The organism is Streptomyces sp. NPDC098789 (assembly GCF_044759975.1).
Classification (GTDB): domain Bacteria; phylum Actinomycetota; class Actinomycetes; order Streptomycetales; family Streptomycetaceae; genus Streptomyces.
The window spans coordinates 577,279-600,202 of record NZ_JBIWAJ010000003.1 but is presented as its reverse complement, the minus strand read 5'-3'; the positions used below and the strand labels follow the sequence as shown (position 1 = coordinate 600,202).

The following is a 22,924-nucleotide window of genomic DNA, read 5'->3' as shown; positions in this document are numbered from 1 at the left end:
TTTATCCGGTGAAGTTCAGATACGATCAACTGACTGACGGCAAGCGCCAGTCCACGGGCTGTGACCCCTGGTGAACCAGCAGGTCGTTTGCCCTGCTGAAAGGCTTGGACCCGAAGAACCCGCGGTCCGCCGACATGGGGGAGGGGTGCGCCGCCTCCAGGGCCGGCAGCTCCCCCAGCAGGGGGCGCAGATTCCGGGCATCCCGGCCCCAGAGCACCGAAACCAGCGGCTTGCTGCGGGCCACCAGGGCCCGGATCGCCTGCTCCGTCACCGCTTCCCAGCCCTTGCCCCGATGGGCGGCGGGCTTGCGCGGCGCCGTCGTCAGGGCGCGGTTGAGCAGTAGGACGCCCTGGCGGGTCCAGGGGGTCAGGTCGCCGTTCGCGGGCCGGGGCACGCCCAGGTCGCTGTGCAGTTCCCGGAAGATGTTGTCGAGGCTGCCGGGCACCGGGCGCACGTCGGGGGCCACCGAGAAGGACAGCCCGACCGCGTGCCCCGGGGTGGGGTAGGGGTCCTGCCCGACGATGAGCACCTTCACCTCGTCGAAGGGCTGTTGGAAGGCGCGCAGGACGTTCGCACCGCTCGGTAGGTACGTCCTGCCCGCCGCTATCTCGGCGCGCAGGAAGTCGCCCATCGCGGCGATCTGCTCCGCCACCGGTTCCAGAGCGCGGGCCCAGCCCGGCTCGACGATCTCGTTCAAAGGTCGTGCTGCCACGCTGCGCAACTCTAGTTGATGCGCGGCGGCGGTCGGTGCGTGCGATCAGCCGATCACGGCGGCCCGGACGCAGAGCACGTCGGGCAGGTGTCCGGCCAGCAGCTGCCAGCTGTCGCCGTCGTCGGCGCTGGCGTACAACTCGCCGTTGCGGTTGCCGAAGTAGATGCCCGCCGGGTCCGCGTCGTCCGTGCAGAGGGCGTCGCGCAGCACCGTTCCGTAGTGGTCGCCGGAGGGCAACCCGGCGCTCAGCGGCTCCCAGGTGGCCCCCGCGTCGCGGGTGCGGAAGACCCGGCAGCGGTGGTCGGCCGGGACCCGGTCGGAGTCGGCGTTGAGGGGGAAGACGTAGGCGGTGTCCGGCCGGTGGGGGTGGGCGGCCACCGCGAAGCCGAAGTCGGACGGCAGGCCGGTGCCGATGTCCGTCCAGCGCGCCCCCGCGTCGTCGCTGCGGTAGACGCCCCAGTGGTTCTGCAGGTAGAGGCGGTCCCCGTCCCCCGCGTCCTGGGCGATCTTGTGGACGCACTGGCCGAACTCGGGCTGTGGATCGGGCAGGAAGACCGCGGAGACCCCCTGGTTGGACGGGGCCCAGCTCGCCCCGCCGTCCTCCGTGCGGAAGACCCCGGCCGTGGAGACGGCGACGGTCACCGCCTCGGCGCGGGCCGGGTCGGTGATCACGGTGTGCACGGCCTCCCCGCCGCCACCGGGCACCCAGGCCGAGCGGGTCGGGTGCTCCCACAGCGGCCGTACCAGCTCGAAGGTCTCGCCCCGGTCGGCGGAGCGGAACAGTGCCGCCGGTTCGGTCCCGGCGTACACCACGCCCGGGGCCTCGGGGCCGGCCGGATGCAACTGCCAGACGCGTTCGAGGGAGGCGCCGGTGTCCTGGGGGAACTTGACCGCGGGCGCGGCCGGTTCGTGCCAGGTCCCGCCGAGGTCGTCGGACCGGAAGACGGAGGGCCCCCAGTGCAGGCTGTCCGCGCCGACCAGCAGCCGGGGCGCGGGGCCGCGCCGGTCGATGGCCACGGCGTAGACGGCCTGGGCGTTGAAGTGCGGTTCCTCGAACGCCCAGCGGCCGTCGGCCCCCCGGCGGCCGATGAAGAGCCCCTTGCGGGTTCCTGCGAGCAGTAGCACGTCGGACATGGCCGACACCTCCCGGACGTCGTTGTCCCTGGGACGATCCCTTCCGGCCAGTCTGCACCCGGGCACTGACAGTGACCCGGCAAGCACGCGGGGGCGCGCGGTCGCGCTGACCTGCTGATCGATCGTGATCGACAGGTGGATCAAGCCAGCTGGTTACTTGATCGTACGGAGCCGGAAAGGGTTCACTTCTGCCCTCTGCTGACTTGTGAGAGGCGATCCGTGGCCACCGAGCACCTTCCTCCGCTCGACCTCGCCTTCTGGCGGATCGAATCCGCCTCCCATCCCATGCACCTCGGCGCCCTCGGCGTGTTCGAGGCCGCCGGTCCGGACGCGGCCGCCCGCGCCGCCGAGCTGATCGCCGAGCGCTGCGCCGACGTGCCCCGGCTGCGCCGCCGGATCCACGACGTCCTGCTGCCGGTGGGGGCGGCCGCCTGGTCGCCCGCCCGGGACTTCGACCCGGCCCGGCACGTGTCCCTCCTGCGGCACGCGCATACGGACCCGCACGCCGCCGCCGGGCCGCTGATGGCCAGGCCGCTGGAGCGGGGGCTGCCGCCCTGGGAGGCCCACGTGCTGGCCGGGCCGGACCCGGGCACCTTCGCGGTGCTCTTCAAGTTCCACCACGCCCTCTCCGACGGGCTGGGCGTCCTCGCGCTGGCCGCCGGTCTCTTCGACGAGGGGCAGGCGGTACGGGGCTCCGCGCGTCCCCCGGGCCGCGCGGAGCGCCGGCGCGGCGACGGCCCGCCGGCCGGCTCCGGCTCGGCCCTGCGGCGACTGCCCGGCGCGCTGGCCGCGCGCGCCCAGGACGTCGGGCAGGCGCTGGAGATCGGCGCCGCGGTGGCCCGGTCGGGGTTGCCCTTCGGCGTGCCCGACGGGCTGAGCGCGGGCGCTGGCGCGGCGGCCGGGACCCGGGCGCTCGCCGGTGTCGCGCTCGACCTGGACGACGTGAACCGGATCCGCAAGGTCGTCGGAGGAACCGTCAACGACGTGCTCATCGCCCTGGTCGCGGGCGCCTTGCGGCGCTGGCTGGTCGGGCGCGGCGAACCCGTGGACGGCGGCAGCGGACCGCGCGCCCTGATTCCCGTCTCGCGCCGGCGCACCCGCGGCGGCTCCGACGGCGGGAACCGGCTCTCCGGGTACCTGCTGCGGCTGCCGGTCACCGAGGAGGAGCCGCTGCGCCGCCTGGACGCCGTGCGGGCGGACATGGACCGGAACAAGGAGGCCGGCCCGGCCCGGGGCGCGGGGGCGGTGGCGCTCCTCGCCGACCACGTGCACCCGCTCGGCCACCGGCTCGGCGGGCCGCTGCTGGCGCAGGCCGCGCGACTGCTGTTCGACATCCTCGTCACCAGCGTGCCGCTGCCCGGGTTCGGCTTCTCGCTCGGCGGCAGCGCGGTCCGCGAGATCTACCCGCTGGCTCCGCTGGCACAGGGGCACGCGTTGGCCGTCGCGGTCTCCAGCTACCGGGGGACGGTGCACTACGGGCTGGTGGCCGACGGGGCCGCGGTCCCGGACCTGGACGAGCTGGCGCTGGCGCTGCGGACCGAACTCGAAGAACTTGTACGAGAGATCTCGTAGTACGAGGGATTCCGTAGTACGGTGTGTCTCGTACTTAGTCGTCGTGCCCGGCTCCCGCCGGCCGCATCCCGTGGAGAGTCCAGATGAGTACCACCCTGTTCGAGCCCTACACCCTCCGTTCTGTGACCGCGCCGAACCGCGTGTGGATGGCCCCGATGTGCCAGTACAGCGCGGAGCCCACGGGCCCGCAGGCGGGTGTGGCCCACGACTGGCACTTCGCGCACTACGCGGCCCGTGCGGTCGGCGGTACGGGGCTGATCCTCCAGGAGGCCACCGCCGTCTCCCCGGAGGGTCGGATCTCGCCCTACGACCTCGGCATCTGGAACGACACCCAGGTCGAGGCGCTGCGCCGGATCACCGACTTCCTCAAGGCCCAGGGCACCGTCCCCGGGATTCAGATCGCCCACGCGGGGCGCAAGGGATCGACCGACGCCCCCTGGAAGGGCGGAGCCCCGGTCGGCCCCGAGGGGCACGGTTGGCGGCCGAGCGCCCCGAGCCCGGTGCCCTTCGCCGAGGGCCACCCCGTGCCGCACGAGCTGACGGTGGAGGGGATCGGGGAGGTGGTCGAGCAGTTCGCGGCCGCCACCCGGCGCGCGCTGGCGGCCGGCTACCAGGTCGTGGAGATCCACGGCGCACACGGCTACCTGATCGGGGAGTTCCTCTCCCCGCACAGCAACCGGCGCACCGACGAGTACGGCGGATCCTTCGAGAACCGGATCCGCTTCCCCCTCGCCGTGGTGGACGCGGTGCGCGCCGAGTGGCCCGAGGAGCTCCCGCTCTTCTTCCGGATATCCGCCACCGACTGGCTCGAAGAAGGCGGGTGGACCGCCGACGAGACGGTCCGGCTGGCCGAGGTGCTCCAGCGGCACGGGGTGGATCTGCTCGACGTCTCCACCGGTGGGCTCGCCCCGGACGTCCGCATACCCGTCGGCCCGGGCTACCAGGTGCCGTTCGCCGCGCGGGTCAAGGCGGAGGCCGGATTCCCGGCCGCCGCGGTGGGGCTGATCACCGAGCCGGCGCAGGCGGCGAAGATCGTGGCCAATGGCGAGGCGGATGCGGTGCTGCTCGGGCGTGAACTCCTGCGCGACCCCCACTGGGCGCGGCGCGCGGCGGGTGAGCTGGGGGCCGAGGTCCGCCGTCCGAACCAGTACCACCGGTCCTGACCGGGGTGTCGGGTCGCGGGTGACGCCTTCCACGGTTCTCCGGCGGGAGATGTACTACGATGGTTCTCGTACCTTCGTGGTGTCCAGTGAGTGGAGGAGTACACATGACGGAGCCCAGCGCCACCGCCCGTTCCCTCGACCACCCGTCTCCCGCCGAGATCCGGTTGGAGAGCGTGCTGCACGCCCTCTCCGATCCGGTGCGGCTGTCCATCGTCCGTGAGTTGGCGGGCGGCGGCGGTGAGCTGGCCTGCTCGTACTTCGAGTTGCCGGTGACCAAGTCGACGAGCACGCATCACTTCCGGGTGTTGCGCGAGAGCGGGGTCGTGCGTCAGACCTACCGCGGCACCACCAAGCTCAACGACCTGCGCCGGGACGACTTGGAAGCCCTCTTCCCTGGCCTCCTCACCGGCATCCTGACGGCCGCCTCCGCCGAGGCGGAGCGCACGGCCGGCTGATTCGAAAACCCGCCCGAGGGGCGCCGCCCGCGCCCCCGTGGAACCCCTCGGCGGGTCCTACGGCGGCCTCGCACCCGGGGGTCGGTCGGGGGGCGTCGGCCCGCGTGGCGTAGCTCGCGAGAGGGGCGACCACGGCTTCGGCGCACCCCGTCTGACCTGGTCTTTCATCAAGATCCGGCCTACGGTTCCCCACGGGAGAAGGGGGGACCGGATGGACCGGAACATCCGCACCATCGATGACGTACTTCAGCTCATGGACGGGCTGTTCGCGCCCGAATCCGACCGCTGGACGGCCGGTGCGGCCGACTGGTGGGACGGCTTCTACGCGGACCGGAGCAGAGCCGTGCCGTTCTTCGTGGCGAAACCGGACGAGCACCTGGCCGAGGCGCTCGACCGGGGCGCGATCGCACCGGGCCGCGCGCTCGAACTCGGCTGCGGGCCCGGCCGCAACGCCCTCCACCTCGCCTCGCTCGGCTTCGAGGTGGACGCGGTCGACCTGTCCCCGGCGGCCCTCGCCTGGGCGGGGGAGCGCGCGGCGGAAGCGGGCCTCGACGTCCGCTTCCACCACGGCGACATCTTCGACCCGGCCGCGGCAACGGCCTGGAGCGGCCCGTACGACCTGATCCTCGACTCCGGCTGTTTCCACCACCTGCCGCCGCACCGCCGGATCAGCTACCTGGCCCTGCTGGAACGGTCGTTGGCCCCCGGCGGCCACTTCTCGCTCACCTGCTTCGCCGCGGGGGAAGCGGGCATGGGCTCCGAGCTCCCCGACGCCGAGTTCTACGGCCAGGCGCGCCTCCACGGCGGCCTCGCCTACACGGCGCAGTCGCTCCGCGCGATCTTCGCCGACCTCACGGAGGTCGAACTCCGCCGCATGCGCGACGAACCGTCCGCTTCCCCGCGCTTCGGCGAACCCTTCCTTTGGGCGGGCCTGTTCCGCAGGCCGTAGTACACACCCCCTACTCCCCGGCGGCCGCCGCGAGGAGGCCCGGCCAGTCCGGGATCTTCACCGAGCGGCGGCCCAGGGAGCGGCCCAGCGTCGACTCCGCGGCCTCGATCGCCAGCCAGCCCGGCCACGGCACCGGGGCCAGGCCCGCCGCGCGCAGGGCGTCCAGGGGGTCGCCGGGCAGATCTCGCCGGGCCAGCGCGCCCGCGTCCTGGAGCAGCGAGGAGGCGGTCTCCTTCGCGCAGGGACGGTTGGTGCCGATGACCCCGGTCGGGCCGCGCTTGATCCAACCGGCCACGTACTCGCCGACCGAGGCCCGGCCCTCCCGCAGGACCCGACCCGCCGCGTGGGGGACCGTACCGCGCGCCGCGTCGAAGGGCAGCCCGGGCAGCGGGACGCCCTGGTAGCCGACCGACCGCAGCACCAACTGGGCGTCGACGTCCTCGAACGTCCCGGTTCCCGACACGCCTCCGCGCCCGTCCGGGACGGTGTGCTCGAAGCGCACCCCGCTCACCCGTCCGTCCGCCCCGCCCAGCACCTCGACGGGCCGCAGGAAGAACCGCAGGGTGATCCGCCGCGCCCGCGCGTCCGGCCGGTGCGCGGTCCAGTCCCGCAGCACCTCCACGTTGCGCCGGTTCACGGCGGGCAGCGCGGCGGCGGCCGCCGGGTCGGCGTAGGCGGGGTCCCGTGCCAGCTCGTCGGCCAGCACCGTGGTGTCCACCCCGGACAGGGTGGCGAGTTCGCGCAGTTCCTTGGTGGTGAACTTGCCCTGCGAGGGCCCGCGCCGGGCCACCATGGCCACCTCGCGGATCCCGCTGGCGGCCAGCGCCCCCAGGGCCGGCTCCGGCATGTCGGTGAGCCGGAGCTCCGGGGCGCCGCGGGCCAGGATCCGGGTCACGTCCACGGCGACGTTCCCCGCCCCGATCACGACCGCCGACCGCACGTCCGTCAGGCCGAAGCCGGCCGCCGCCGCGTCCGGGTGCGCGCTGTACCAGGAGACGAAGGCGGTCGCCGAGTGCACCCCGGCCAGCTCCTCGCCCGGGATCCCCAACATCCGGTCCCGGGCGGCGCCCACGCAGTAGACGACGGCGTGGTACAGCTCCAGCAGCCGCCCGGTGGTCAGCGCCTCCCCGCCCACCTCGACATTGCCGAGGAAGCGGATCCGCTCGTCCTCCAGGACGCTGCGCAGGCTGCCCTGGAGCGATTTGATCTTCTCGTGGTCGGGGGCCACGCCGTAGCGCACGAGGCCGTAGGGGCAGGGCAGCCGGTCCAGTACGTCGACCCGCACGCCCGGCACCTCGCGCTGCTGGACCAGGGTCTGTGCGGCGTAGACCCCGCTCGGGCCCGAACCGACCACGGCGACACGAAGCACGGAGGGTCTCCTTCCGCAGAGGGATCCAGCATGGCACCGCTCTCCCGGACCGTCAGCCCATCGCGCGCATCCGGCGTACCTCGGCGCTCTGCTGGGCCACCACTTCGTTCGCCATCTCCTCCACCGCCCCGTTGTTCCCACCCGCGAGGGCCTCGCCCGCCATCGTCACGGCCCCCTCGTGGTGCGCGATCATCAGACGAAGGAAGAGCCGGTCGAAGTCAGGGCCCGTGGCGGCCGCCAGCTCCGCCAACTGCTGCGCGGTGGCCATCCCGGGCATGGTCGCCCCGCCGTGGTCGTGGTCGCGGGTCCGGTCGTGGGCCGCGGGGTCCTCCGTGGCCCGGCCGCTCCCGCCCGTCGGGGCGGTGCCCGGGTCCGGGTGGTTGGTCAGCCAGCTCTCCATCACCGCGATCTCCGGCCGCTGGGCCGCCGCGATCCGTTCGGCCAGCCGCTTGACCGGCTCCGCCGAGGCGCGCTGCGGTGCCAGCGCGCTCATCGTCAGGGCCTGCCGGTGGTGCTCGGTCATCCGGCGCACGTAGCTCAGGTCGGCGGCGTTCGCGCTGTCGTCGGGCCGTTCCCGCGCGGCCTGGCCGGGGGAGAGGGTGCGGGACCCCTCGCCGGGCCGGCCCGGGGCGATGACCACCGGCCCGGCGGCGGCCCCGTCGTCGTCACCGCCGACGCGACAGGAGGTCAGCCCCAGCACACCGATGAGGCCCGTGGCACCGATGACGCCGAGGACGAAGACGGGGCGCAGGGCCGCCGCGGTGCGCCGGCGGAACAGTCGTGCCGTCATGCGCGCTGTTGTCATGGCCATGCAAAGGAAGATACTGCGGGAGTCGGGGGTACTGGTTCCGTTCCCGCCGATAGGGCTCGGAACGCCCCCAAGGGAGGACACAATGACCTCGTCAGTCCCATCAGCCCCACAGTGCATCCCCAGAGCACGCACCCGGACCCGGACCCTGGCCGCCGCCGCGGCCGGCGCCGGACTCCTCGTGACGCTCCTCGCCGTCGCCGGACCCGCTTCCGCCACACCCGACCCCGGGGACCTGACTCCGTTAGGGCCCGGCCGGAGCGCAGCCGGCCCACCGGCCACCGGAACCGTTTCCTCCGAGATCCCCGGCCAGGACGAGATCGTCCACAGCCGCAACATCACCCCCTTGGCCAACGTTCCGAGCGCCAACCCGGCCGTGATCAACTCCGACATCGCCTTCCAGGGCCGGTACGCCTACGCGGGCAGTTACGACGGCTTCACCATCTACGACATCGGCAACCCGAGCGCCCCCAAGACCGTCACCACCGTGCTCTGCCCCGGAGGCCAGAACGACGTCTCCGTCTCCGGCGACCTCCTCTTCCTCTCCACCGACTCCTCGCGCAGCGACGACTCCTGCAACAGCGTCTCGCAGCCCGCGACCGAGAAGTCGTCGTGGGAAGGCATCAAGATCTTCGACATCCGCGACAAGAAGAACCCCAAATACATCAAGTCGGTCGAGACGGCCTGCGGTTCGCACACCCACACCCTGGTGCCGGGCAAGCGGGGCGACGTCTACCTCTACGTCTCCTCGTACTCGCCGAGCGCGGCCTTCCCGGACTGCCAGCCGCCGCACGACGGGATCTCCGTCGTCAAGGTCCCGAAGAAGGACCCCCGGCAGGCGTCGGTCGTCGGCTTCCCGGTGCTCTTCCCCGACGGCGGCAACCCGGGCGCACCCACCAACCCCGGGGTCTCCCAGACCACCGGCTGCCACGACATCACCGTGCTGCCCTCGAAGGACCTCGCCGCGGGCGCCTGCATGGGTGACGGCATCCTCTTCGACATCAGCGAGCCCGAGCGGCCGCGCGTCATCGACCGCGTCCAGGACAACGTCAACTTCGCCTTCTGGCACTCGGCGACCTTCAACGAGCGCGCGGACAAGGTGGTGTTCACCGACGAGCTGGGCGGCGGTGGCGGCGCCACCTGCAACGAGGCCACCGGCCCGAGCCGCGGCGCCGACGGCATCTACGACATCGCCGGCCGCGGCGACCAGCGCAAGCTCGTCTTCCGCGGCTACTACAAGATCCCGCGCCACCAGGCGGACACCGAGAACTGCGTCGCCCACAACGGCTCACTGGTGCCGGTGGGCGGCGGTCGCGACATCATGGTGCAGGCCTGGTACCAAGGCGGCGTGTCCGTCTGGGACTTCACCGACTCCACCCGGCCGAAGGAGATCGCCTACTTCGAGCGCGGCCCGCTTAGCACCGACAAGCTGACCCTGGGCGGGGCCTGGTCGGCGTACTACTACAACGGCCACATCTACGCGAACGACATCACCAAGGGCCTCGACGTGCTGCGCCTCGACGACTGGCGCACCGAGAGCGCCAAGTGGGTCTGGACGGACCGGCTGAACGTCCAGTCGCAGCCCGACTACCACTGAGCGCGCCGGGCCCCTACGCCCCCGCGACCTAGAGGAACGTTCCGTCGGGCGGCCCGCCGTCCGGCGGGACCCCCAGCTCCCAGTCGAGCCCGTAGCGCTGGAAGAGCTCCGCCCGCAGTCGGGCCGCCGCCATCGGCGCCCCCGGCAACAGGACGGCGAACACCGCGCCCATCAGCAGGGCCCGCAGGAGCGGGTAGTCCCGATCGGGGTCGACGTCCGGATCGTCCGCGCCGTGCCGGGCCACCGTCTCCCGCAGCAGCTCCGCCAGCTGCTGCTGCTCCGGGCCCTGGACGAAGCCCTCGTTCGAGAGGATGCCCGCCATGTGCGTGCGCATCAGCAGCGGATGTTCCAGCGCCAGCCCGAGGATCGCGTCGATCGCCCGGGCCAGCAGCTCCCGCCCGGCGTCCGCTCCGGTGGGCCGGGGCTCGCGCTCCAGCGCTTCGCGCAGGGTGCGGAACATGAGGCGGTGCACCGCCGACTGCAACAGCTGGCGCTTGCCGGGGAAGTAGTAGGAGATCAGGCCGCGTGCCGCGCCCGCCCGGTCCGCGATGTCGCCGAGGGTCGTGGCCTCGTAACCGCGTTCGCCGACGAGTTCGACCGTGGCCTGGAGCAGCCGCTCCCGGGAACGTCTGCGCAATTCTTCATTGACCGACGGGCTGCGCGGGACCATGCTTGCTCCTGCGTTGACTGGCTCCGGGCCAATATACTCAGCGCGCGGGCCGACTGGTGGTGGGCGACGCGGGGGATCGCCCACCACCGGCCGTCCCCGTCCGGATTTCGCCGCTCCTCGGCGCTCCCGCCCCACCGATCGCGAAGGCGGCCAGGGCCGCGCCCAGCAGCCAGCCACCGACCACGTCCGACGCCCAGTGCACACCCAGGTAGAGCCGGCTGAAGCCGACTCCGAGGACGCAGACGAGGGCGCCGCCGAGGGCGGCGGTCCGCGCCCCGCCGGAGCGGGGGAGCAGCCACAGCAGCAGCCCGCACACCACCGTCGCCGTCAGCGCGTGCCCTGACGGGTACGCCGCGAAGTGCGCCGAGTCCACCGGATCCGGCCACACCGGCCGCTCGCGCCCCACCGCCGCCTTGAGCCCCTGCGACACCACGGCCGCGGCGAGGACGGCCGCGCCGAACCGCCGAGCGAGGGCCCGTTCCCCGCGCCGCCACAGCCACACGCAGGCGAGCGCCGCCGCCGCCCGCATCGTCCAGGGGTCCCACGGCCAGTCGCTGAGCACCCGCAGCAGCCGGGTGGGCACCGGATGCCCGAGCGCGTACGCGTGCAGGGACCGTGCGACCCGGGCGTCGAATGCGATCAGCGGCGGCCATCGGGCCACGACCAAGGCCGTGAGCACGGCGGCGAGCAGCACGCACCCGGTCGCGGTCCGTCGTACGAGAGCCCCGGTCATGCGTCGATCCTCGCATCCGGCCCGAGCATCCGGCCCGCGCGTCCGGTCCGCGCGTCCGTCCCGACCCTCCGGGCGAGGTCCCGCTACGTCAGGGTGCTGAGCCCCGGTACGAACGCCACCAGCACCGGGACCGCCGGCACCAGGGCCGCCAGCGCGGTCAGCCGCAGCCTGCGCACGGGGGAGAGCCGCGGCGCGGCCGAGAGCAGTCGGCGCACCCGCGCGGGGACGTGGGCGTGCGGGGTCGGGCAGGGCCCGAACACGCCGCGGTCCTCGTTCAGCCCGACCAGCGCCAGCGCCACGGTGAGGCGCCCGTACCGCCGCGAGGCCACGTCGTCGGCGGCCAGCTCGACCAGCCGGTGCATCTGCGCCTCGAACGCGGCGAACACCGGGACCTGCCCGAACGCCCCCGACAGCGCCCGCGAGCAGTGCAGCAGCCAGTCGTGCCGGGCCGCCGCGTGCCCCTGCTCGTGCGCGAGCACGGCGTCCAGCTGCTGGCCCTTGAGCCGCCCCAGCGCACCCGTCGTGACCACCAGCTGCGGCGCGGCGCCCGGCAGCCACCACGCGTCGGGCCGCCGGCCCTCCAGGACGACCAGCCGGCCGCCGTCGGGCTCCTCGCCCGGCAGCAACGGCGCCCGCACCAGGAGTTCGGCCCGCTCGGCGCGCCGGCGCGAACGCGCCCGCAGCACCTCCGCGGCCAGCATCGCCCCCGTCCACAGCCCGCCGCCCGCGAGCACCAGCGCGGTCCCGGCGGCCCAGGGGCCTGAGCCGGATCCCAGCGCGTACGCGTCGACCACCCCGCGCGGCGCCGAAGCGAAGAGCGGGCCGCGCACCGCCAGCCAGGCGGCGGCCGCGCTGAGCAGCATCGACAGGGCGAAGCACAGGAGCACCGCGGCCACCACGCACTGCCACACCCACAGGGCCACCACGGGCTCGCGCTCGGGCCACTCGGCACGGGCCAGCAGGCGGGGGGCGAGGAGGGAGGTCAGGGCGCCGAGCAGCAGGAGAACGGCGGGGACCATCATGGCCGCATTTTAGGAGGGCGGAGCTGCCCACGGGTATGGACACCGTCCATTGGTGACGCACGACACGTCGCCCCCGCCGCCTCCCGGGCGCGGCGCCTCACATGGTGAGCAGCATGGCCAACATCCCCATTCCCATGGCCAGTCGGCACGCCCGCGTCACCTCGGCGGCTCCGCGCCCGAGCCCCACCGGGCCGCCCGGCGCCAGGGCGACCGCGGACCCGCCGGCCGTCGTCACCAGCCGCGCCCCGCCGAGCAGCACGTACCCCGCGAAGTAGAGGAGCAGCGCCCCGGTCACCAGCGGGAGCCCTTGCGCCAGCCCCTCGCCGTGGCCCCCCGCGTGCGCGCCGCCCGCACCCGGGGACGTCGCCGCCCCCATCGTCACCGTCATGTAGACCATGGCCAGCGACCCCACCAGGTGGTGGACGTGGTGGACGCCGCTGCGCAGCAACCACACCGCGTGCAGCGACGCCGCGCAGAAGACCGCCAGCAGCACCCCGGACCCCCACGCCCCGGTCCCCGTCGGCGCGGCCATCGCCGCCATCCCGAAGCCCATCAGGGCCTCGCCGCCCGCCGCGCCCCGAGCGGCCCGCTCCGCTCTGCGCGCCCGCAGCAGGCAGTACGCACCGCTCAGGGCGCACAGCGCCACCAGCAGCCAGCCGGACACGGCGGCGGCGGTGGAGGTGGGAAGGGACATCGCGGGACCGTGCACGGCGGAACCCCCCGGTTCGTCGGCGTCACCGGAAGAGATGCCCGCCCCGGGGGGGCCGCACGCCGACCGGGTTAGGCTCTCCTGGGCCGCACCAGGCTTGTCATATGCCAGTTTTTCCGAACGGAGCCGCACCGATGTCGACCGCCGAGCCCACCCGCCCCACGGCCCTCAGCTTCCGCAGCGCCGACGACTCGGACGCACCGGCTCTGGTGGCGCTCGTGGAGTCGGCGTACCGCGGCGACGTCAGCCGGGTCGGCTGGACGACCGAAGCGGACTACCTCGACGGACAGCGGACCGACGAGCGGGGCGTGCGCGAGGTGATCGCGACCCCCGACAGCATCCTCCTGCTGGTCGAGCGCGACGGCGAGCTCGTCGCCTGCTGCCACCTCGAACACCGCGGCGACCACGCCTACTTCGGGATGTTCGCGGTCCGCCCCGCACTCCAGGGCGCCGGCCTCGGCAAGGAGATCATGGCCGAGGCCGAACGCCGGGTCCGCGAGGAGTGGGACGCCAAGGAGATGCGCATGACCGTGGTGAGCCTGCGCGAGGAACTCATCGCCTACTACGTGCGTCGCGGCTACCGGCGCACCGGCGAGCTGACCCCGTTCCCGTACGGCGACGAGCGCTTCGGCATCCCGCGCCGCCCCGACCTGGTCTTCGAGCTGCTCGTCAAGCAGCTCTGAGTCGGGAGCGCGCGGCAAGGGACCGGCCCGGCGCCGCGCGGGCGCCGGGGGCCGGCCCGGGGGCGGGGCGGATCAGGCGGTGAAGCGGCCCGTGCGCCGGATCTCCGGCAGGTCCGTCACCGCGGCGTCCAACTCCAACGCCCGCGCCAGCTTCAGCCGTTCCTGCGTGTTGACCGTCCAGCCCGTCACCCGCAGCCCGGCCGCGTGCGCCGATTCGACGGTCTCCAGCGTGAGCCGCCGGATGTCCAGCGCGAGCGTCCGCGCGCCGACGGCCAGCGCCCGCTCCACGATGTCCGTGCCGTAGCTGCCCGCGCTCAGCACGGTCCGCACCCCCGGCGCCAGGTCGGCGATCCCGGCGAGCACCGCGTCCTCGTCCGAGCAGACCTCGACCCGGCCGGTCAGGTCCCGCCGCAGCAGCACCTCCGCCAGCACCCGGGCGCAGCCGAGGTCCCGCACCGTGACCAGCAGCGGCGCGGCGACCGCGTCCAGCACCTCCTCGAAGACCGGCACCCGCTCGCCGTGGCCGGCGTCGAGTCCGCGCAGTTCCGCGAGGGTCAGATCGGCGACGGCTCCCGAGCCGTCCGTGGTCCGGTCGACCTCGGGATCGTGCAGGGCGACGAGTGCGCCGTCCTTGCTGAGCCGCAGGTCCAGCATGATCACGTCCATGCCGCTGCGCTGTGCGCGGACGAACGACCGGAGGGTGTTCTCCGGTTCCACACCCATGACCCCGCGGTGACCGATGGTGAGGAAAGTCAAGGTTCTCTCGCTTCCGTCGACGGCGGCTCCCCACGCGGCCGCGGTGTCCCGACCGCCCGCGTGGTGAGGACGCATGCTAGTGCGCCGACGGTGCGATGGGACCGCCCGTGCAGCGCTCCGGCAGGACCCTCCGGCCGGTTCCCGCCAAGGGTTGTGCACGGCGGCCGTCGTCGTCCGGCGTCACCCTGCCGTGGGCGCGTCCCCATCGCCTTGACCCCGACCCTCGACCTCAGGTTCAGGGTGACTCCCGGCGCCGGTCGCGGACGGTCCGACGGACCCGGTCGCCGCCCCGGCCGCGAGCGCCGCCGGGAGCTCCGCGAGGTCCGCGAGGAGGGCCCCGGTCAGCTCCAGTTCGGCCAGGTGCTGCCGCTCGCTCCAGCGCAGCGCCAGCCGGGGGAAGGCCCAGTCCGGTGCGTCCGCGGCCGCGAGGGCCGCCCGTACGGAGTCCAGCTCGCCCCGGGTGCGCTCCAGGTGCTCCGTGACCATGGCCCGCAGCCGCTCCGGCTCGGCCAGGTGCCCCAGCCAGACCCGGAGCAGCAGCCCGTGCTTGAGCACCGGGGGCCCGGCCTCGGCGGTGTCCGAGGCCCAACCCGCCAGGGCCGCGCGCCCGGCGGCGGTGATCGCGTAGCGCCGTTTGGCGCGGACCTCCTCGGGTCCCGAGCGGGTGGAGGCGGCGTAGCCGAGGTCCTCCAGGCGCCGCAGCTCGGCGTAGATCTGACTGATCGCGGGCGACCAGTAGAAGAAGCGGAGCGAGGAGTCCGCCCACTTCTTCAGCTCGTACCCGGTCCGCTCGCCGGGGAAGGACAGCAGGCCGAGCACCGCCCACGCGGTCGGCGGCAGGTCGTCGCGCGCCTCTTGCTTCTTCGAGGTCTGACTACTAGTCATATTTCGAATTGAAGTGAGACCGGGCACAGGACGCAACCCTGGAGGCATCGTGAAGTTCTCCGTCATCTTCGAGGCGCAGCTCGCCGACCCGACCGTGGAGCGGGAGCACCAGGTCATCCGGGACTGCGTCGAGCAGGCCGTCCTGGCCGAACGGATGGGATTCGACCGGATCTGGGCCGTCGAGCACCACTCCCTGAAGTGGTACGCCCACATGAGCGCTCCGGAGGTCTTCCTCACGTGGGTCGCGGCCAAGACGCACACCATACGCATCGGGCACGGCGTCGTGTGCATGCCCTTCAACTTCAACCATCCCGTCCGGGTCGCGGAGCGCGCCGCGATGCTCGACCTGCTCTCCGGCGGGCGGCTCGACCTGGGTGCGGGCCGCGGCGGCACCGCCCAGGAGACCTCGCTGTGCGGGGTGGACCGGGACCGCACGACCCAGGAGGTCGAGGAGGCGCTGCGGATCATCGGCAAGGCATGGCAGGAGGACGAGCTGGAGTACCACGGCGAGCTGATCGACATCGATCCGCACCCGATCCTGCCCCGGCCCCGGCAGACCCCGCACCCGCCCCTGTTCCTCGCGTGCAGCCGCGCCGACACCCTGCGCCAGGCCGCCGAACTGGGCGTCGGCGCCCTGGTGATGGGCTTCGCCGGGCCGGAGTCGATCGCCGCGATGCGCGCCGCGTACGACGCGGCGATCGCCGGACGCGACGGTTCCCGGTTCGTGTCGAGCGTGGTCAACGACCACTTCTCGGTGCTCTGTCCGACCATCGTGCTCGACGATCCGGCGCGGGCCCGCCGGATCGGGGTCCGGGGCCAGCGCTTCTTCGCCCAGTCCATCGGCCACTGGTACGGCGGTGCGGGGGTCCCCGACGAGGCGGTGGTCGCGGGCGCGGACGAGGGGGAGGAGCTGCGCCGGGCCGCCGAGCAGGTGGTGGCGCGGCTGCACGAGCTGGACATACCGGTCCGGCCCGCCGCGACCGCCACCTTCCACGCGGACCACGCCTACGGCGGCGCCGACGACGCGATCGCCTACGTCGAACGGCTGCGGGCGGCCGGAGCGGACGAGGTGATGTGCCTGATCCAGATGGGGACCGTGCCGCAGGAGGCCTGCCTGGAGACGCTGCGGCAGTGGGGGGAGAAGGTCATCCCGCACTTCCGGGAGGTGTGAGAGGGGCGCCCCAGCGGTAGTGACCGATGCGCGACACGCGATCCGAGACCCCTGCCGGAGGTACCTCTGATGCCGTCCAGCCCCGCTACTCCCTTTGTTCCCGAGCCCGACCCCGACCGGCTCGATCCCGGCGTGCGCCCCTTCGCCGACGCCCTCGCCGACGCCTTCCCCGACGTCGGCGGCCGGGTCACCGACGCCGCCACGGCCCGTCGGATCCTCGCGGCGCTCCCGGTGTCACCGCTCCCGTCGCCCGTCGTCGCCGGCGTCGAGGACCGGGTGGTGCCCGGGCCCGCCGGGGCGCCGCCGCTGCCCGTGCGCGTGTACCGGCCCGACCCGGAGCGGTGGCCCGGACCCCGGCCGACCGTGGTGTTCTGCCACGGCGGCGGGTGGGTGCTGTGCGACCTGGACACGCACGACTCCACCGCGCGGCACCTGTGCCGGTCCGCCGGCGCGGTGGTGGTGTCCGTGGACTACCGGCTCGCTCCGGAGGCCCCCTTCCCGGCCGCCGTCCACGACGCCCACGCCGCCCTGTGCTGGGCGGGCGGGCGGGTGGCCGAGCTCGGGGGCGACCCCGGGGCGCTGGTGATCGCCGGGGACAGCGCGGGCGGCAACCTGGCGGCCGCCGCGCTGCTGCTCGCCCGCGAGCGGGGCGGACCGGCGGTCGCCCTCCAGGTCCTCGTCTACCCGGCCCTCGACGCCGCACAGGACACCGCTTCGTTACGGCGCAACGCCGAGGGGTACTTCCTGACCGCCGCGCACCTGCGCTGGTTCTGGGCGCAGTACCTCGGGCCCGGCGGCGACGGCGCGGACCCCTTGGCCTCGCCCTTGCGCGCGGACCTCACCGGGCTGCCGCCCGCCCACGTGGTCACCGCGGGGTGCGATCCGCTGTGCGACGAGGGGGCGGCGTACGTTCGCGCGCTCCGCGAGGCGGGCACGAGCGCCCACGAGGACCATCATCCCGGGATGTTCCACGGATTCCTGGGGCTGGTCGACTTCCTGCCCGCGGCCCGCCGTGCCCTGGACGGAGTAGGCGAAGCGATCGCGCGGACGGTATCGGGCAGGAAGAATTGCGGCGTCAACGGGGGTGACGCAGGATAATTTTCGGCTTTACCTCTTGAGCGGGAGAGCCTCACATGCATACGCTGTCTTAACGTGAGGTTCTCCTGTGGAGGAAGTGACATGACGGAAACTCTTGTGCCGGGACCGGTCGGTGCCGTGATAACCGCCGGAGCACGGGTGGTGGACCACCCGGCGTGGCCCCAGCTCAAGGCCGCCGTGGAGGAGATCCGTCCTTGGCAGGCCAAGGACGGTTCGATCGACTTCGAGGTCGCGGGCGCACCCACACGCCTGGAGGCCGAAGCGGTCGTCGAGCGGATGATCGACGCCGTGGAGCAGCTGTCGCCGCTGCTGCCGCACTCCCTGGAGTACCACCGCGCCCTCGTCGCCGACCTGCGCAAGTGGGTCGCGGACGGCTTCGCCGTGCCGGACTTCCTCGACTCGCTGCTCGCCTTCCACCCGGCCGCCGAGCGCGCCGACGGGCTGCAGCACCTCGTCGTGTTCCCCATGTACACGCAGAACGGGAACCCGGACCGCAACTTCGAGGCCGTCGCGCTCAAGATGGTGTGGCCCGAGTGGCTCGCCGAGCTGGAGCGCACCCGGTACGACAACCCGCTCTTCCTCGGCATCACCTTCGAGGACTTCACCGCGGGCTACGACACCCACTCGGCCGTGCTCTTCCCGGAGACCATCGCGGTCCGCGAGGCCCCCGAGCGCTTCACCTGGGGCGGCATCTTCTGCGACCGCGAGGCCGCGCGCTTCCGCAAGGTCACCGAGGCGGCCGTGGACATCCTCGGCGTCACCCTGCCCGCCGACATCGCCGCCATGGTCACCGACCAGGAGCGCTGCGAGAAGGCCTTCGTCCTGTGGGACATGGTCCACGACCGCACCCACAGCCACGGCGACCTGCCGTTCGACCCCTTCATGATCAAGCAGCGCCAGCCGTTCTGGATGTACGGCCTGGAGGAGCTGCGCTGCGACCTCACCGCCTTCAAGGAGGCCGTGAAGCTGGAGTCCGAGGGCAACGAGCACGGTCGTGACGTGCAGTACGCCGTCCTCTTCGACCGGATGTTCCGCTTCCCCGTATCCGGTGACCGCACCCGCAACTACGACGGCCTCGGCGGCCAGCTGCTCTTCGCGTACCTCCACAAGCACGACGTCGTGCGCTGGACGGACAACACGCTGAAGATCGACTGGATGCGCGCCCCGCAGGTCACCAACCAGCTGTGCGCCGAGATCGAGGACCTCTACCGGGCGGGCATCGACCGCCCCAAGCTGGTTCACTGGTTCAAGGCCTACGAGCTGGTCGCGACCTACCTCGCACCGCACCCGGGCTCCCGCTGGGCCAAGGGCCCGGACGCCCTGGACCTGACACAGCCGCCGCGCAAGCTCGTGGACGACGTGCTTCCGGACGAGTTCCCCCTCAGCATGTTCTTTGAGGCCCTCGCCAAGAAGCTCAAGGGCGTCATCGCCTCGACCAAGGGGATCACGGCGCTGAACGCCGAGGACCGTCGCCAGGAAGAGCGGGTCGCCGCGTGAGCGCTCGCGCGGAGGAGGCAGTGCCGATGAACGGCTCCGGGAACGGAAACGGGAAGCTCAGCGGAGCGGTCGTGGCGGTGGCGGGGGCCGGCGGGCCCGCCGGCCGCGCCACGCTGATCCGCCTCGCCGAGGCGGGTGCCACGGTGATAGCGGCCGACGCCGACGCGGCGCGCCTCGCGGAAGCGGTGGACGCCGCCCGCTACGCCCACGGCGGGGCCACCGTCACCGGTGACACCGTCGACCTGCTCGACCTGGACGCCACCAAGGAGTGGGCCGCCCGGACCGAGAAGGAGTACGGCTCGGTCGACGGCGTCGTCCACCTCGTCGGCGGCTGGCGCGGCAGCACGTCCTTCACCGAGACGGACCTGGCGGACTGGGACTTCCTGGAGAAGCTCCTCATCCGCACCGTCCAGCACACCTCGCTCGCGTTCCACGACGGCCTGCTGCGCAGCGGCCGCGGTCGCTACGTCCTGGTGAGCCAGTCCGGCGCGCACAAGCCGGTCGCCAACAACGCCGCGTACAACGCGGGCAAGGCGGCGGCCGAGGCGTGGACCCTGGCGCTCGCCGACTCCTTCCGCAAGGCGGGAGGTGAGGACGGCCCGGGCGCCGCAGCTGCGATCCTGGTCATCAAGGCACTGGTGCACGACGCGATGCGCGCCGAGCGACCCACTGCGAAGTTCGCGGGCTTCACCGACGTCAAGGAGCTGGCCGAGGCCATCACCGGCGTCTGGGAGCGGCCCGCCACCGAAGTGAACGGACAGCGTCTGTGGCTGACCCCGCAACCCTGAGGACCGACGCCCGCCGGCACCACGACCCGGCGGTGCGCGGCTTCGCGAGCGACAACTACGCGGGAGCGCATCCCGAGGTCCTGGCGGCGATAGCCCTGGCCAACGGCGGCCACCAGGTCGCCTACGGCGACGACGAGTACACCGCGCACCTCCAGAAGGTCATCCGCAGCCACTTCGGTCCGTACGCCGAGGCCTACCCGGTCTTCAACGGCACCGGCGCCAACGTGACCGCGCTGCAGGCCCTGACCGACCGCTGGGGCGCGGTGGTGTGCGCCGAGTCGGCCCACATCAACGTCGACGAGGGCGGCGCGCCCGAGCGCATGGCGGGCCTCAAGCTGCTCACCGTGGCGACGCCGGACGGCAAGCTCACGCCCGAGCTGATCGACCGGCAGGCCTGGGGCTGGGAGGACGAGCACCGGGCGATGCCGCAGGTCGTGTCCATCACCCAGAACACCGAGCTGGGCACGGTCTACACCCCGGACGAGATCCGGGCCATCTGCGAGCACGCGCACGGGCTGGGCATGAAGGTCCACCTCGACGGGGCCCGGATATCCAATGCGGCGGCGTCGCTGGACGTGCCGATGCGCGCGTTCACCAACGCGGTCGGGGTCGACGTGCTCTCGTACGGCGGCACGAAGAACGGCATGCTCTTCGGCGAGGCCGTCGTGGTGCTCAACCCGGACGCCGTCCGGCAGATGAAGCACGTCCGCAAGATGTCGATGCAGCTGGCCTCCAAGATGCGGTTCGTCTCGGTGCAGCTCGAAGCGCTGCTCGCGAAGGACCTGTGGCTGCGCAACGCCCGGCACGCGAACGCGATGGCGCAGCGGCTGGCGGCGGGAGTGCGGGAGCTGGACGGGGTGGAGATCCTCTATCCGGTGCAGGCCAACGCGGTGTTCGCGCGGCTGCCGCACGAGGTGTCGCGCCGCCTGCAGAAGCGTTTCCGCTTCTACTTCTGGGACGAGGTGGCGGGCGACGTGCGCTGGATGTGCGGCTTCGACACCGAGGAGGAGGACGTCGACGGCTTCCTCCAGGCGCTGAAGGAAGAGCTGGCGCGCTGACGGGTCCACCGTCCGACGGTCCGGTCGCCTGAGGGTCGGGCCGCGACAACCGCATGCATGGACATACCCCGCACCGTAAATCTATAGACTTACGGTGCGGGGTATACCTATGCTCCCGATCATGGAACCGATCCCGGAGCATCCCGACCTCGCGCCCTATCTAGTGGCTGACGAGGTCATAGATCACGGCCACCCACTGGTACAGGAGACCGCCGCAGCCCTCTGGGCCGATACCGGTGATGCATATTCATACGCCGAGGCCGCCTTCGTATTCGTCCGCGACACCATCCCGCACTCGAACGACGTCGACGATCCGCGCGTCACCTGGCGGGCCTCCGACGTCCTGCGCCTGCGCACCGGCATCTGCTACGCCAAGGCCCACGCCCTGACCGCGCTGCTGCGCGCCCGGGACGTCCCGACCGGGCTCTGCTACCAGCTCCTGGGGGACGACGACGGCTCGGGCGCGGTCATCCACGGCCTGGTGGCCCTGCGGCTGCCCGGCCGCACCACCTGGTCCCGGATCGACCCGCGCGGCAACAAGCCGGGGGTGGACGCCCGGTTCTCGCTGGAGGCCGAGCGGCTGGCCTTCCCGGTCCGTCCGGAACTGGGCGAGATCGACTACCCGACCCTGTACGCCGCCCCGCCCGCGCCGGTGCTCGACGCCCTGCGCGCGGCCCCCGACAGCAAGGCCCTGTGGGACCTGCTGCCGACGGGGCTGTAGGCGGGTCCGTAGGCGGGTCTGTAGGAGGCGCCCCTACGGCCCGGCGGGGGCGTCCTGCGGGGCGTCCCGCGGCGCGACGGGGGCGGCCGGCCCGGCGGCGGCCGCGGGGAGCGGCGCGGCGGGCGGCCGGGCGGGGCCCGCGGCCGCCCGGTGCACGACCACGGCGGCGAGCTGGAGCGCCGCGATGCCCAGGACCAGCATCCCGGGCGGCCGCCCCGCCGCGAGGCCCACCAGGGCCGCCCCGGCGGCCGCCGCCGTGACCTTGAGTCCGGCGCCCAGGGTGAACACCTGGGCCCGCACCGCGTCCGGCGCGTGCTCGGCCCGGATCCGCAGTGTCGCCGTCAGCAGGGGGCCGTCGCACACCCCCGCCAGTGCGAAGCCGGCCGCGGCCAGCGGCACGGTCGGCGCGAACGCGACCGCGACCAGCGCGACCCCGGTGCCGCCCAGCGCCCAGCGCGCCAGCAGTCCCGGATCGTCCGCGCGGCCGGAGGCCCGCCGCCGGGCCAGCAGCACGGATCCCGACAGCGCGCCCACGGCGAAGGCCGTCATCAGGGCGCCCCCGGCGCCGGGGGCGCCGAGGCCGCGGGCGAGCAGGACCGCCGTGGTGCTCAGCGCGCCGATGCCGACGAAGGCCAAGGTGGTCGCCGCGGAGATCGCCCGCAGCTCGCGGACCCGCCACAGGGCGGCGAACCCGCCGCCCGCGGTGGGTCGGGGCGCCGCGTCCCGGTGGCGGGCGCGCGGGGCCTCGTACGGGAGCAGGGCGGCCAGGACGGCGGCCAGCGCGCCCGAGCAGGCCAGTACGGCCATCGCCGGGCCCGCCGAACCGAGCGAGGCGATCAGGCCCACCACGGCCGGGGCGGTGACGCCCGCCGCGTTGTAGGTGGCCGCGTCCCAGGCGTAGGCCTGGTCGCGTTCGGCGCCCGCCGGGATCAGCGAGGCCACCAGGCTGGACAGCCCGCCCGTGACCATCGGTCCGCAGCTGCCACCGGCCACCGCCACCGCGATCACCACGGGGACCGGGGCCCGGCCCACCAGCACCGACAGGGTCGCCACGGCCAGCGTGAAGCAGACGAGGGCGCCCACGTGGAAGAGCCGGGGGCGCGGGGTCCGCGCCGCGGCGGCTCCCGCGAGCGGGGCCGCCAGCACGTGCGGTGCCAACCAGGCCGTCAGGACGAAGGCGCCGTTCGCGGCGCTCCCGGTCCGCTCCAGCGCCAGCAGCACCAGCGCGATCCCCATCCCCTCGGACGCGAACCGGCCGGCCAGCGCCGCGGCCAGGTACCGCTTGAACCCGCGCACAGGACCACCACCCCCCGGGTCGAGACGGTACTCCGCGGGGGTGGAGCGGGGATAGAGACGGCCGTCCGGCCCGGGCCC

23 protein-coding genes are annotated in these 22,924 nt (G+C 73.5%); 12 read left to right on the top strand and 11 right to left on the bottom strand.

Going from position 1 to position 22,924, the window contains the following annotated elements:
* Positions 1-25: 25 nt before the first annotated feature.
* Both ACIQWR_RS09955 and ACIQWR_RS09950 read right to left on the bottom strand, forming a co-directional pair.
* A complete protein-coding gene (locus ACIQWR_RS09955) occupies positions 26-712 on the bottom strand; it encodes a uracil-DNA glycosylase (protein WP_404006333.1) in 687 nt (228 codons plus the stop codon).
* Positions 713-757: 45 nt separating this feature from the next.
* Positions 758-1,846 carry a WD40/YVTN/BNR-like repeat-containing protein gene (locus tag ACIQWR_RS09950; protein ID WP_404006331.1) on the bottom strand — a complete coding sequence of 363 codons (1,089 nt, stop codon included), beginning with the start codon at positions 1,844-1,846 and terminating at the stop codon, positions 758-760.
* A gap of 219 nt (positions 1,847-2,065) precedes the next feature.
* On the opposite strand from ACIQWR_RS09950, the gene ACIQWR_RS09945 reads away from it, so the two are divergent.
* From ACIQWR_RS09945 to ACIQWR_RS09930, 4 genes are all read left to right on the top strand, one after another.
* The gene (locus ACIQWR_RS09945) at positions 2,066-3,418 is read left to right on the top strand and encodes a wax ester/triacylglycerol synthase family O-acyltransferase (RefSeq protein WP_404006329.1); all 1,353 of its coding nucleotides are present in this window, start codon (positions 2,066-2,068) and stop codon (positions 3,416-3,418) included.
* 83 nt (positions 3,419-3,501) lie between these two features.
* On the top strand, positions 3,502-4,581 hold the full coding sequence (locus ACIQWR_RS09940; protein WP_404006327.1) for an NADH:flavin oxidoreductase/NADH oxidase: 1,080 nt from the start codon (positions 3,502-3,504) through the stop codon (positions 4,579-4,581).
* Positions 4,582-4,685: 104 nt separating this feature from the next.
* Positions 4,686-5,036 (top strand): ArsR/SmtB family transcription factor, encoded by a 351-nt coding sequence (locus ACIQWR_RS09935; RefSeq protein WP_404006326.1) that lies wholly within the window; start codon positions 4,686-4,688, stop codon positions 5,034-5,036.
* Between the two features lie 211 nt (positions 5,037-5,247).
* The gene (locus tag ACIQWR_RS09930; RefSeq protein WP_404006324.1) at positions 5,248-5,985 is read left to right on the top strand and encodes a class I SAM-dependent methyltransferase; all 738 of its coding nucleotides are present in this window, start codon (positions 5,248-5,250) and stop codon (positions 5,983-5,985) included.
* A gap of 10 nt (positions 5,986-5,995) precedes the next feature.
* Here ACIQWR_RS09930 and ACIQWR_RS09925 read toward each other — a convergent pair whose 3' ends face one another.
* A complete protein-coding gene (locus ACIQWR_RS09925; protein ID WP_404006322.1) occupies positions 5,996-7,354 on the bottom strand; it encodes an FAD-dependent oxidoreductase in 1,359 nt (452 codons plus the stop codon).
* Positions 7,355-7,406: 52 nt separating this feature from the next.
* On the bottom strand, positions 7,407-8,144 hold the full coding sequence (locus ACIQWR_RS09920; protein ID WP_404006320.1) for a DUF305 domain-containing protein: 738 nt from the start codon (positions 8,142-8,144) through the stop codon (positions 7,407-7,409).
* Positions 8,145-8,247: 103 nt separating this feature from the next.
* Between ACIQWR_RS09920 and ACIQWR_RS09915 the strand changes: the two genes are divergently transcribed.
* Positions 8,248-9,759 carry an LVIVD repeat-containing protein gene (locus ACIQWR_RS09915; RefSeq protein WP_404006318.1) on the top strand — a complete coding sequence of 504 codons (1,512 nt, stop codon included), beginning with the start codon at positions 8,248-8,250 and terminating at the stop codon, positions 9,757-9,759.
* A 28-nt stretch (positions 9,760-9,787) separates the two neighbouring features.
* Here ACIQWR_RS09915 and ACIQWR_RS09910 read toward each other — a convergent pair whose 3' ends face one another.
* From ACIQWR_RS09910 to ACIQWR_RS09895, 4 genes are all read right to left on the bottom strand, one after another.
* Complete coding sequence (locus tag ACIQWR_RS09910; protein WP_404006317.1) at positions 9,788-10,429, bottom strand: TetR/AcrR family transcriptional regulator; 642 nt, start codon at positions 10,427-10,429, stop codon at positions 9,788-9,790.
* A gap of 37 nt (positions 10,430-10,466) precedes the next feature.
* The gene (locus ACIQWR_RS09905) at positions 10,467-11,162 is read right to left on the bottom strand and encodes a phosphatase PAP2 family protein (protein ID WP_404006315.1); all 696 of its coding nucleotides are present in this window, start codon (positions 11,160-11,162) and stop codon (positions 10,467-10,469) included.
* Positions 11,163-11,245: 83 nt separating this feature from the next.
* On the bottom strand, positions 11,246-12,184 hold the full coding sequence (locus ACIQWR_RS09900) for a M56 family metallopeptidase (RefSeq protein WP_404006313.1): 939 nt from the start codon (positions 12,182-12,184) through the stop codon (positions 11,246-11,248).
* 97 nt (positions 12,185-12,281) lie between these two features.
* Entirely contained in the window at positions 12,282-12,878 is a 597-nt protein-coding gene (locus ACIQWR_RS09895; RefSeq protein ID WP_404006311.1) for a DUF5134 domain-containing protein, read from the bottom strand.
* A gap of 149 nt (positions 12,879-13,027) precedes the next feature.
* On the opposite strand from ACIQWR_RS09895, the gene ACIQWR_RS09890 reads away from it, so the two are divergent.
* Entirely contained in the window at positions 13,028-13,576 is a 549-nt protein-coding gene (locus ACIQWR_RS09890; protein WP_404006309.1) for a GNAT family N-acetyltransferase, read from the top strand.
* Positions 13,577-13,648: 72 nt separating this feature from the next.
* Here the strand turns inward: ACIQWR_RS09890 and ACIQWR_RS09885 are convergent, their stop codons facing one another.
* Both ACIQWR_RS09885 and ACIQWR_RS09880 read right to left on the bottom strand, forming a co-directional pair.
* Positions 13,649-14,332: a glycerophosphodiester phosphodiesterase gene (locus ACIQWR_RS09885; protein WP_404006307.1), complete on the bottom strand. Its 684-nt coding sequence runs from the start codon at positions 14,330-14,332 to the stop codon at positions 13,649-13,651.
* A 180-nt stretch (positions 14,333-14,512) separates the two neighbouring features.
* A complete protein-coding gene (locus ACIQWR_RS09880) occupies positions 14,513-15,217 on the bottom strand; it encodes a PadR family transcriptional regulator (RefSeq protein WP_404006306.1) in 705 nt (234 codons plus the stop codon).
* Positions 15,218-15,266: 49 nt separating this feature from the next.
* Here ACIQWR_RS09880 and ACIQWR_RS09875 point away from each other — a divergent pair, with 49 nt between their 5' ends.
* From ACIQWR_RS09875 to ACIQWR_RS09850, 6 genes are all read left to right on the top strand, one after another.
* On the top strand, positions 15,267-16,388 hold the full coding sequence (locus tag ACIQWR_RS09875) for an LLM class flavin-dependent oxidoreductase (RefSeq protein ID WP_404006305.1): 1,122 nt from the start codon (positions 15,267-15,269) through the stop codon (positions 16,386-16,388).
* 69 nt (positions 16,389-16,457) lie between these two features.
* The gene (locus ACIQWR_RS09870; RefSeq protein WP_404006303.1) at positions 16,458-17,486 is read left to right on the top strand and encodes an alpha/beta hydrolase; all 1,029 of its coding nucleotides are present in this window, start codon (positions 16,458-16,460) and stop codon (positions 17,484-17,486) included.
* 81 nt (positions 17,487-17,567) lie between these two features.
* Positions 17,568-18,983 carry a DUF6421 family protein gene (locus ACIQWR_RS09865; protein ID WP_404006301.1) on the top strand — a complete coding sequence of 472 codons (1,416 nt, stop codon included), beginning with the start codon at positions 17,568-17,570 and terminating at the stop codon, positions 18,981-18,983.
* A 26-nt stretch (positions 18,984-19,009) separates the two neighbouring features.
* Entirely contained in the window at positions 19,010-19,771 is a 762-nt protein-coding gene (locus tag ACIQWR_RS09860) for an SDR family NAD(P)-dependent oxidoreductase (RefSeq protein ID WP_404006300.1), read from the top strand.
* Positions 19,768-20,829, top strand: coding sequence for a threonine aldolase family protein (locus tag ACIQWR_RS09855; protein WP_399259046.1), 1,062 nt, complete (start codon positions 19,768-19,770; stop codon positions 20,827-20,829). The genes ACIQWR_RS09860 and ACIQWR_RS09855 overlap by 4 nt, the downstream gene beginning before the upstream one ends.
* Before the next feature lie 121 nt (positions 20,830-20,950).
* Positions 20,951-21,550 (top strand): transglutaminase family protein, encoded by a 600-nt coding sequence (locus ACIQWR_RS09850; RefSeq protein ID WP_404006298.1) that lies wholly within the window; start codon positions 20,951-20,953, stop codon positions 21,548-21,550.
* 33 nt (positions 21,551-21,583) lie between these two features.
* Here ACIQWR_RS09850 and ACIQWR_RS09845 read toward each other — a convergent pair whose 3' ends face one another.
* A complete protein-coding gene (locus tag ACIQWR_RS09845) occupies positions 21,584-22,846 on the bottom strand; it encodes an MFS transporter (RefSeq protein ID WP_404006296.1) in 1,263 nt (420 codons plus the stop codon).
* Between the last annotated feature and the right edge of the window lie 78 nt (positions 22,847-22,924).

Coding starts and splice junctions, on each gene's coding strand:
- ACIQWR_RS09865 (WP_404006301.1), top strand. CDS start 17,568: ATGACGGAAACTCTTGTGCCGGGACCGGTCGGTGCCGTGATAACCGCC.
- ACIQWR_RS09950 (WP_404006331.1), bottom strand. CDS start 1,846: ATGTCCGACGTGCTACTGCTCGCAGGAACCCGCAAGGGGCTCTTCATC.
- ACIQWR_RS09935 (WP_404006326.1), top strand. CDS start 4,686: ATGACGGAGCCCAGCGCCACCGCCCGTTCCCTCGACCACCCGTCTCCC.
- ACIQWR_RS09860 (WP_404006300.1), top strand. CDS start 19,010: ATGAACGGCTCCGGGAACGGAAACGGGAAGCTCAGCGGAGCGGTCGTG.
- ACIQWR_RS09850 (WP_404006298.1), top strand. CDS start 20,951: ATGGAACCGATCCCGGAGCATCCCGACCTCGCGCCCTATCTAGTGGCT.
- ACIQWR_RS09895 (WP_404006311.1), bottom strand. CDS start 12,878: ATGTCCCTTCCCACCTCCACCGCCGCCGCCGTGTCCGGCTGGCTGCTG.
- ACIQWR_RS09890 (WP_404006309.1), top strand. CDS start 13,028: ATGTCGACCGCCGAGCCCACCCGCCCCACGGCCCTCAGCTTCCGCAGC.
- ACIQWR_RS09920 (WP_404006320.1), bottom strand. CDS start 8,144: ATGACGGCACGACTGTTCCGCCGGCGCACCGCGGCGGCCCTGCGCCCC.
- ACIQWR_RS09905 (WP_404006315.1), bottom strand. CDS start 11,162: ATGACCGGGGCTCTCGTACGACGGACCGCGACCGGGTGCGTGCTGCTC.
- ACIQWR_RS09915 (WP_404006318.1), top strand. CDS start 8,248: ATGACCTCGTCAGTCCCATCAGCCCCACAGTGCATCCCCAGAGCACGC.
- ACIQWR_RS09910 (WP_404006317.1), bottom strand. CDS start 10,429: ATGGTCCCGCGCAGCCCGTCGGTCAATGAAGAATTGCGCAGACGTTCC.
- ACIQWR_RS09870 (WP_404006303.1), top strand. CDS start 16,458: ATGCCGTCCAGCCCCGCTACTCCCTTTGTTCCCGAGCCCGACCCCGAC.
- ACIQWR_RS09930 (WP_404006324.1), top strand. CDS start 5,248: ATGGACCGGAACATCCGCACCATCGATGACGTACTTCAGCTCATGGAC.
- ACIQWR_RS09880 (WP_404006306.1), bottom strand. CDS start 15,217: ATGACTAGTAGTCAGACCTCGAAGAAGCAAGAGGCGCGCGACGACCTG.
- ACIQWR_RS09940 (WP_404006327.1), top strand. CDS start 3,502: ATGAGTACCACCCTGTTCGAGCCCTACACCCTCCGTTCTGTGACCGCG.
- ACIQWR_RS09900 (WP_404006313.1), bottom strand. CDS start 12,184: ATGATGGTCCCCGCCGTTCTCCTGCTGCTCGGCGCCCTGACCTCCCTC.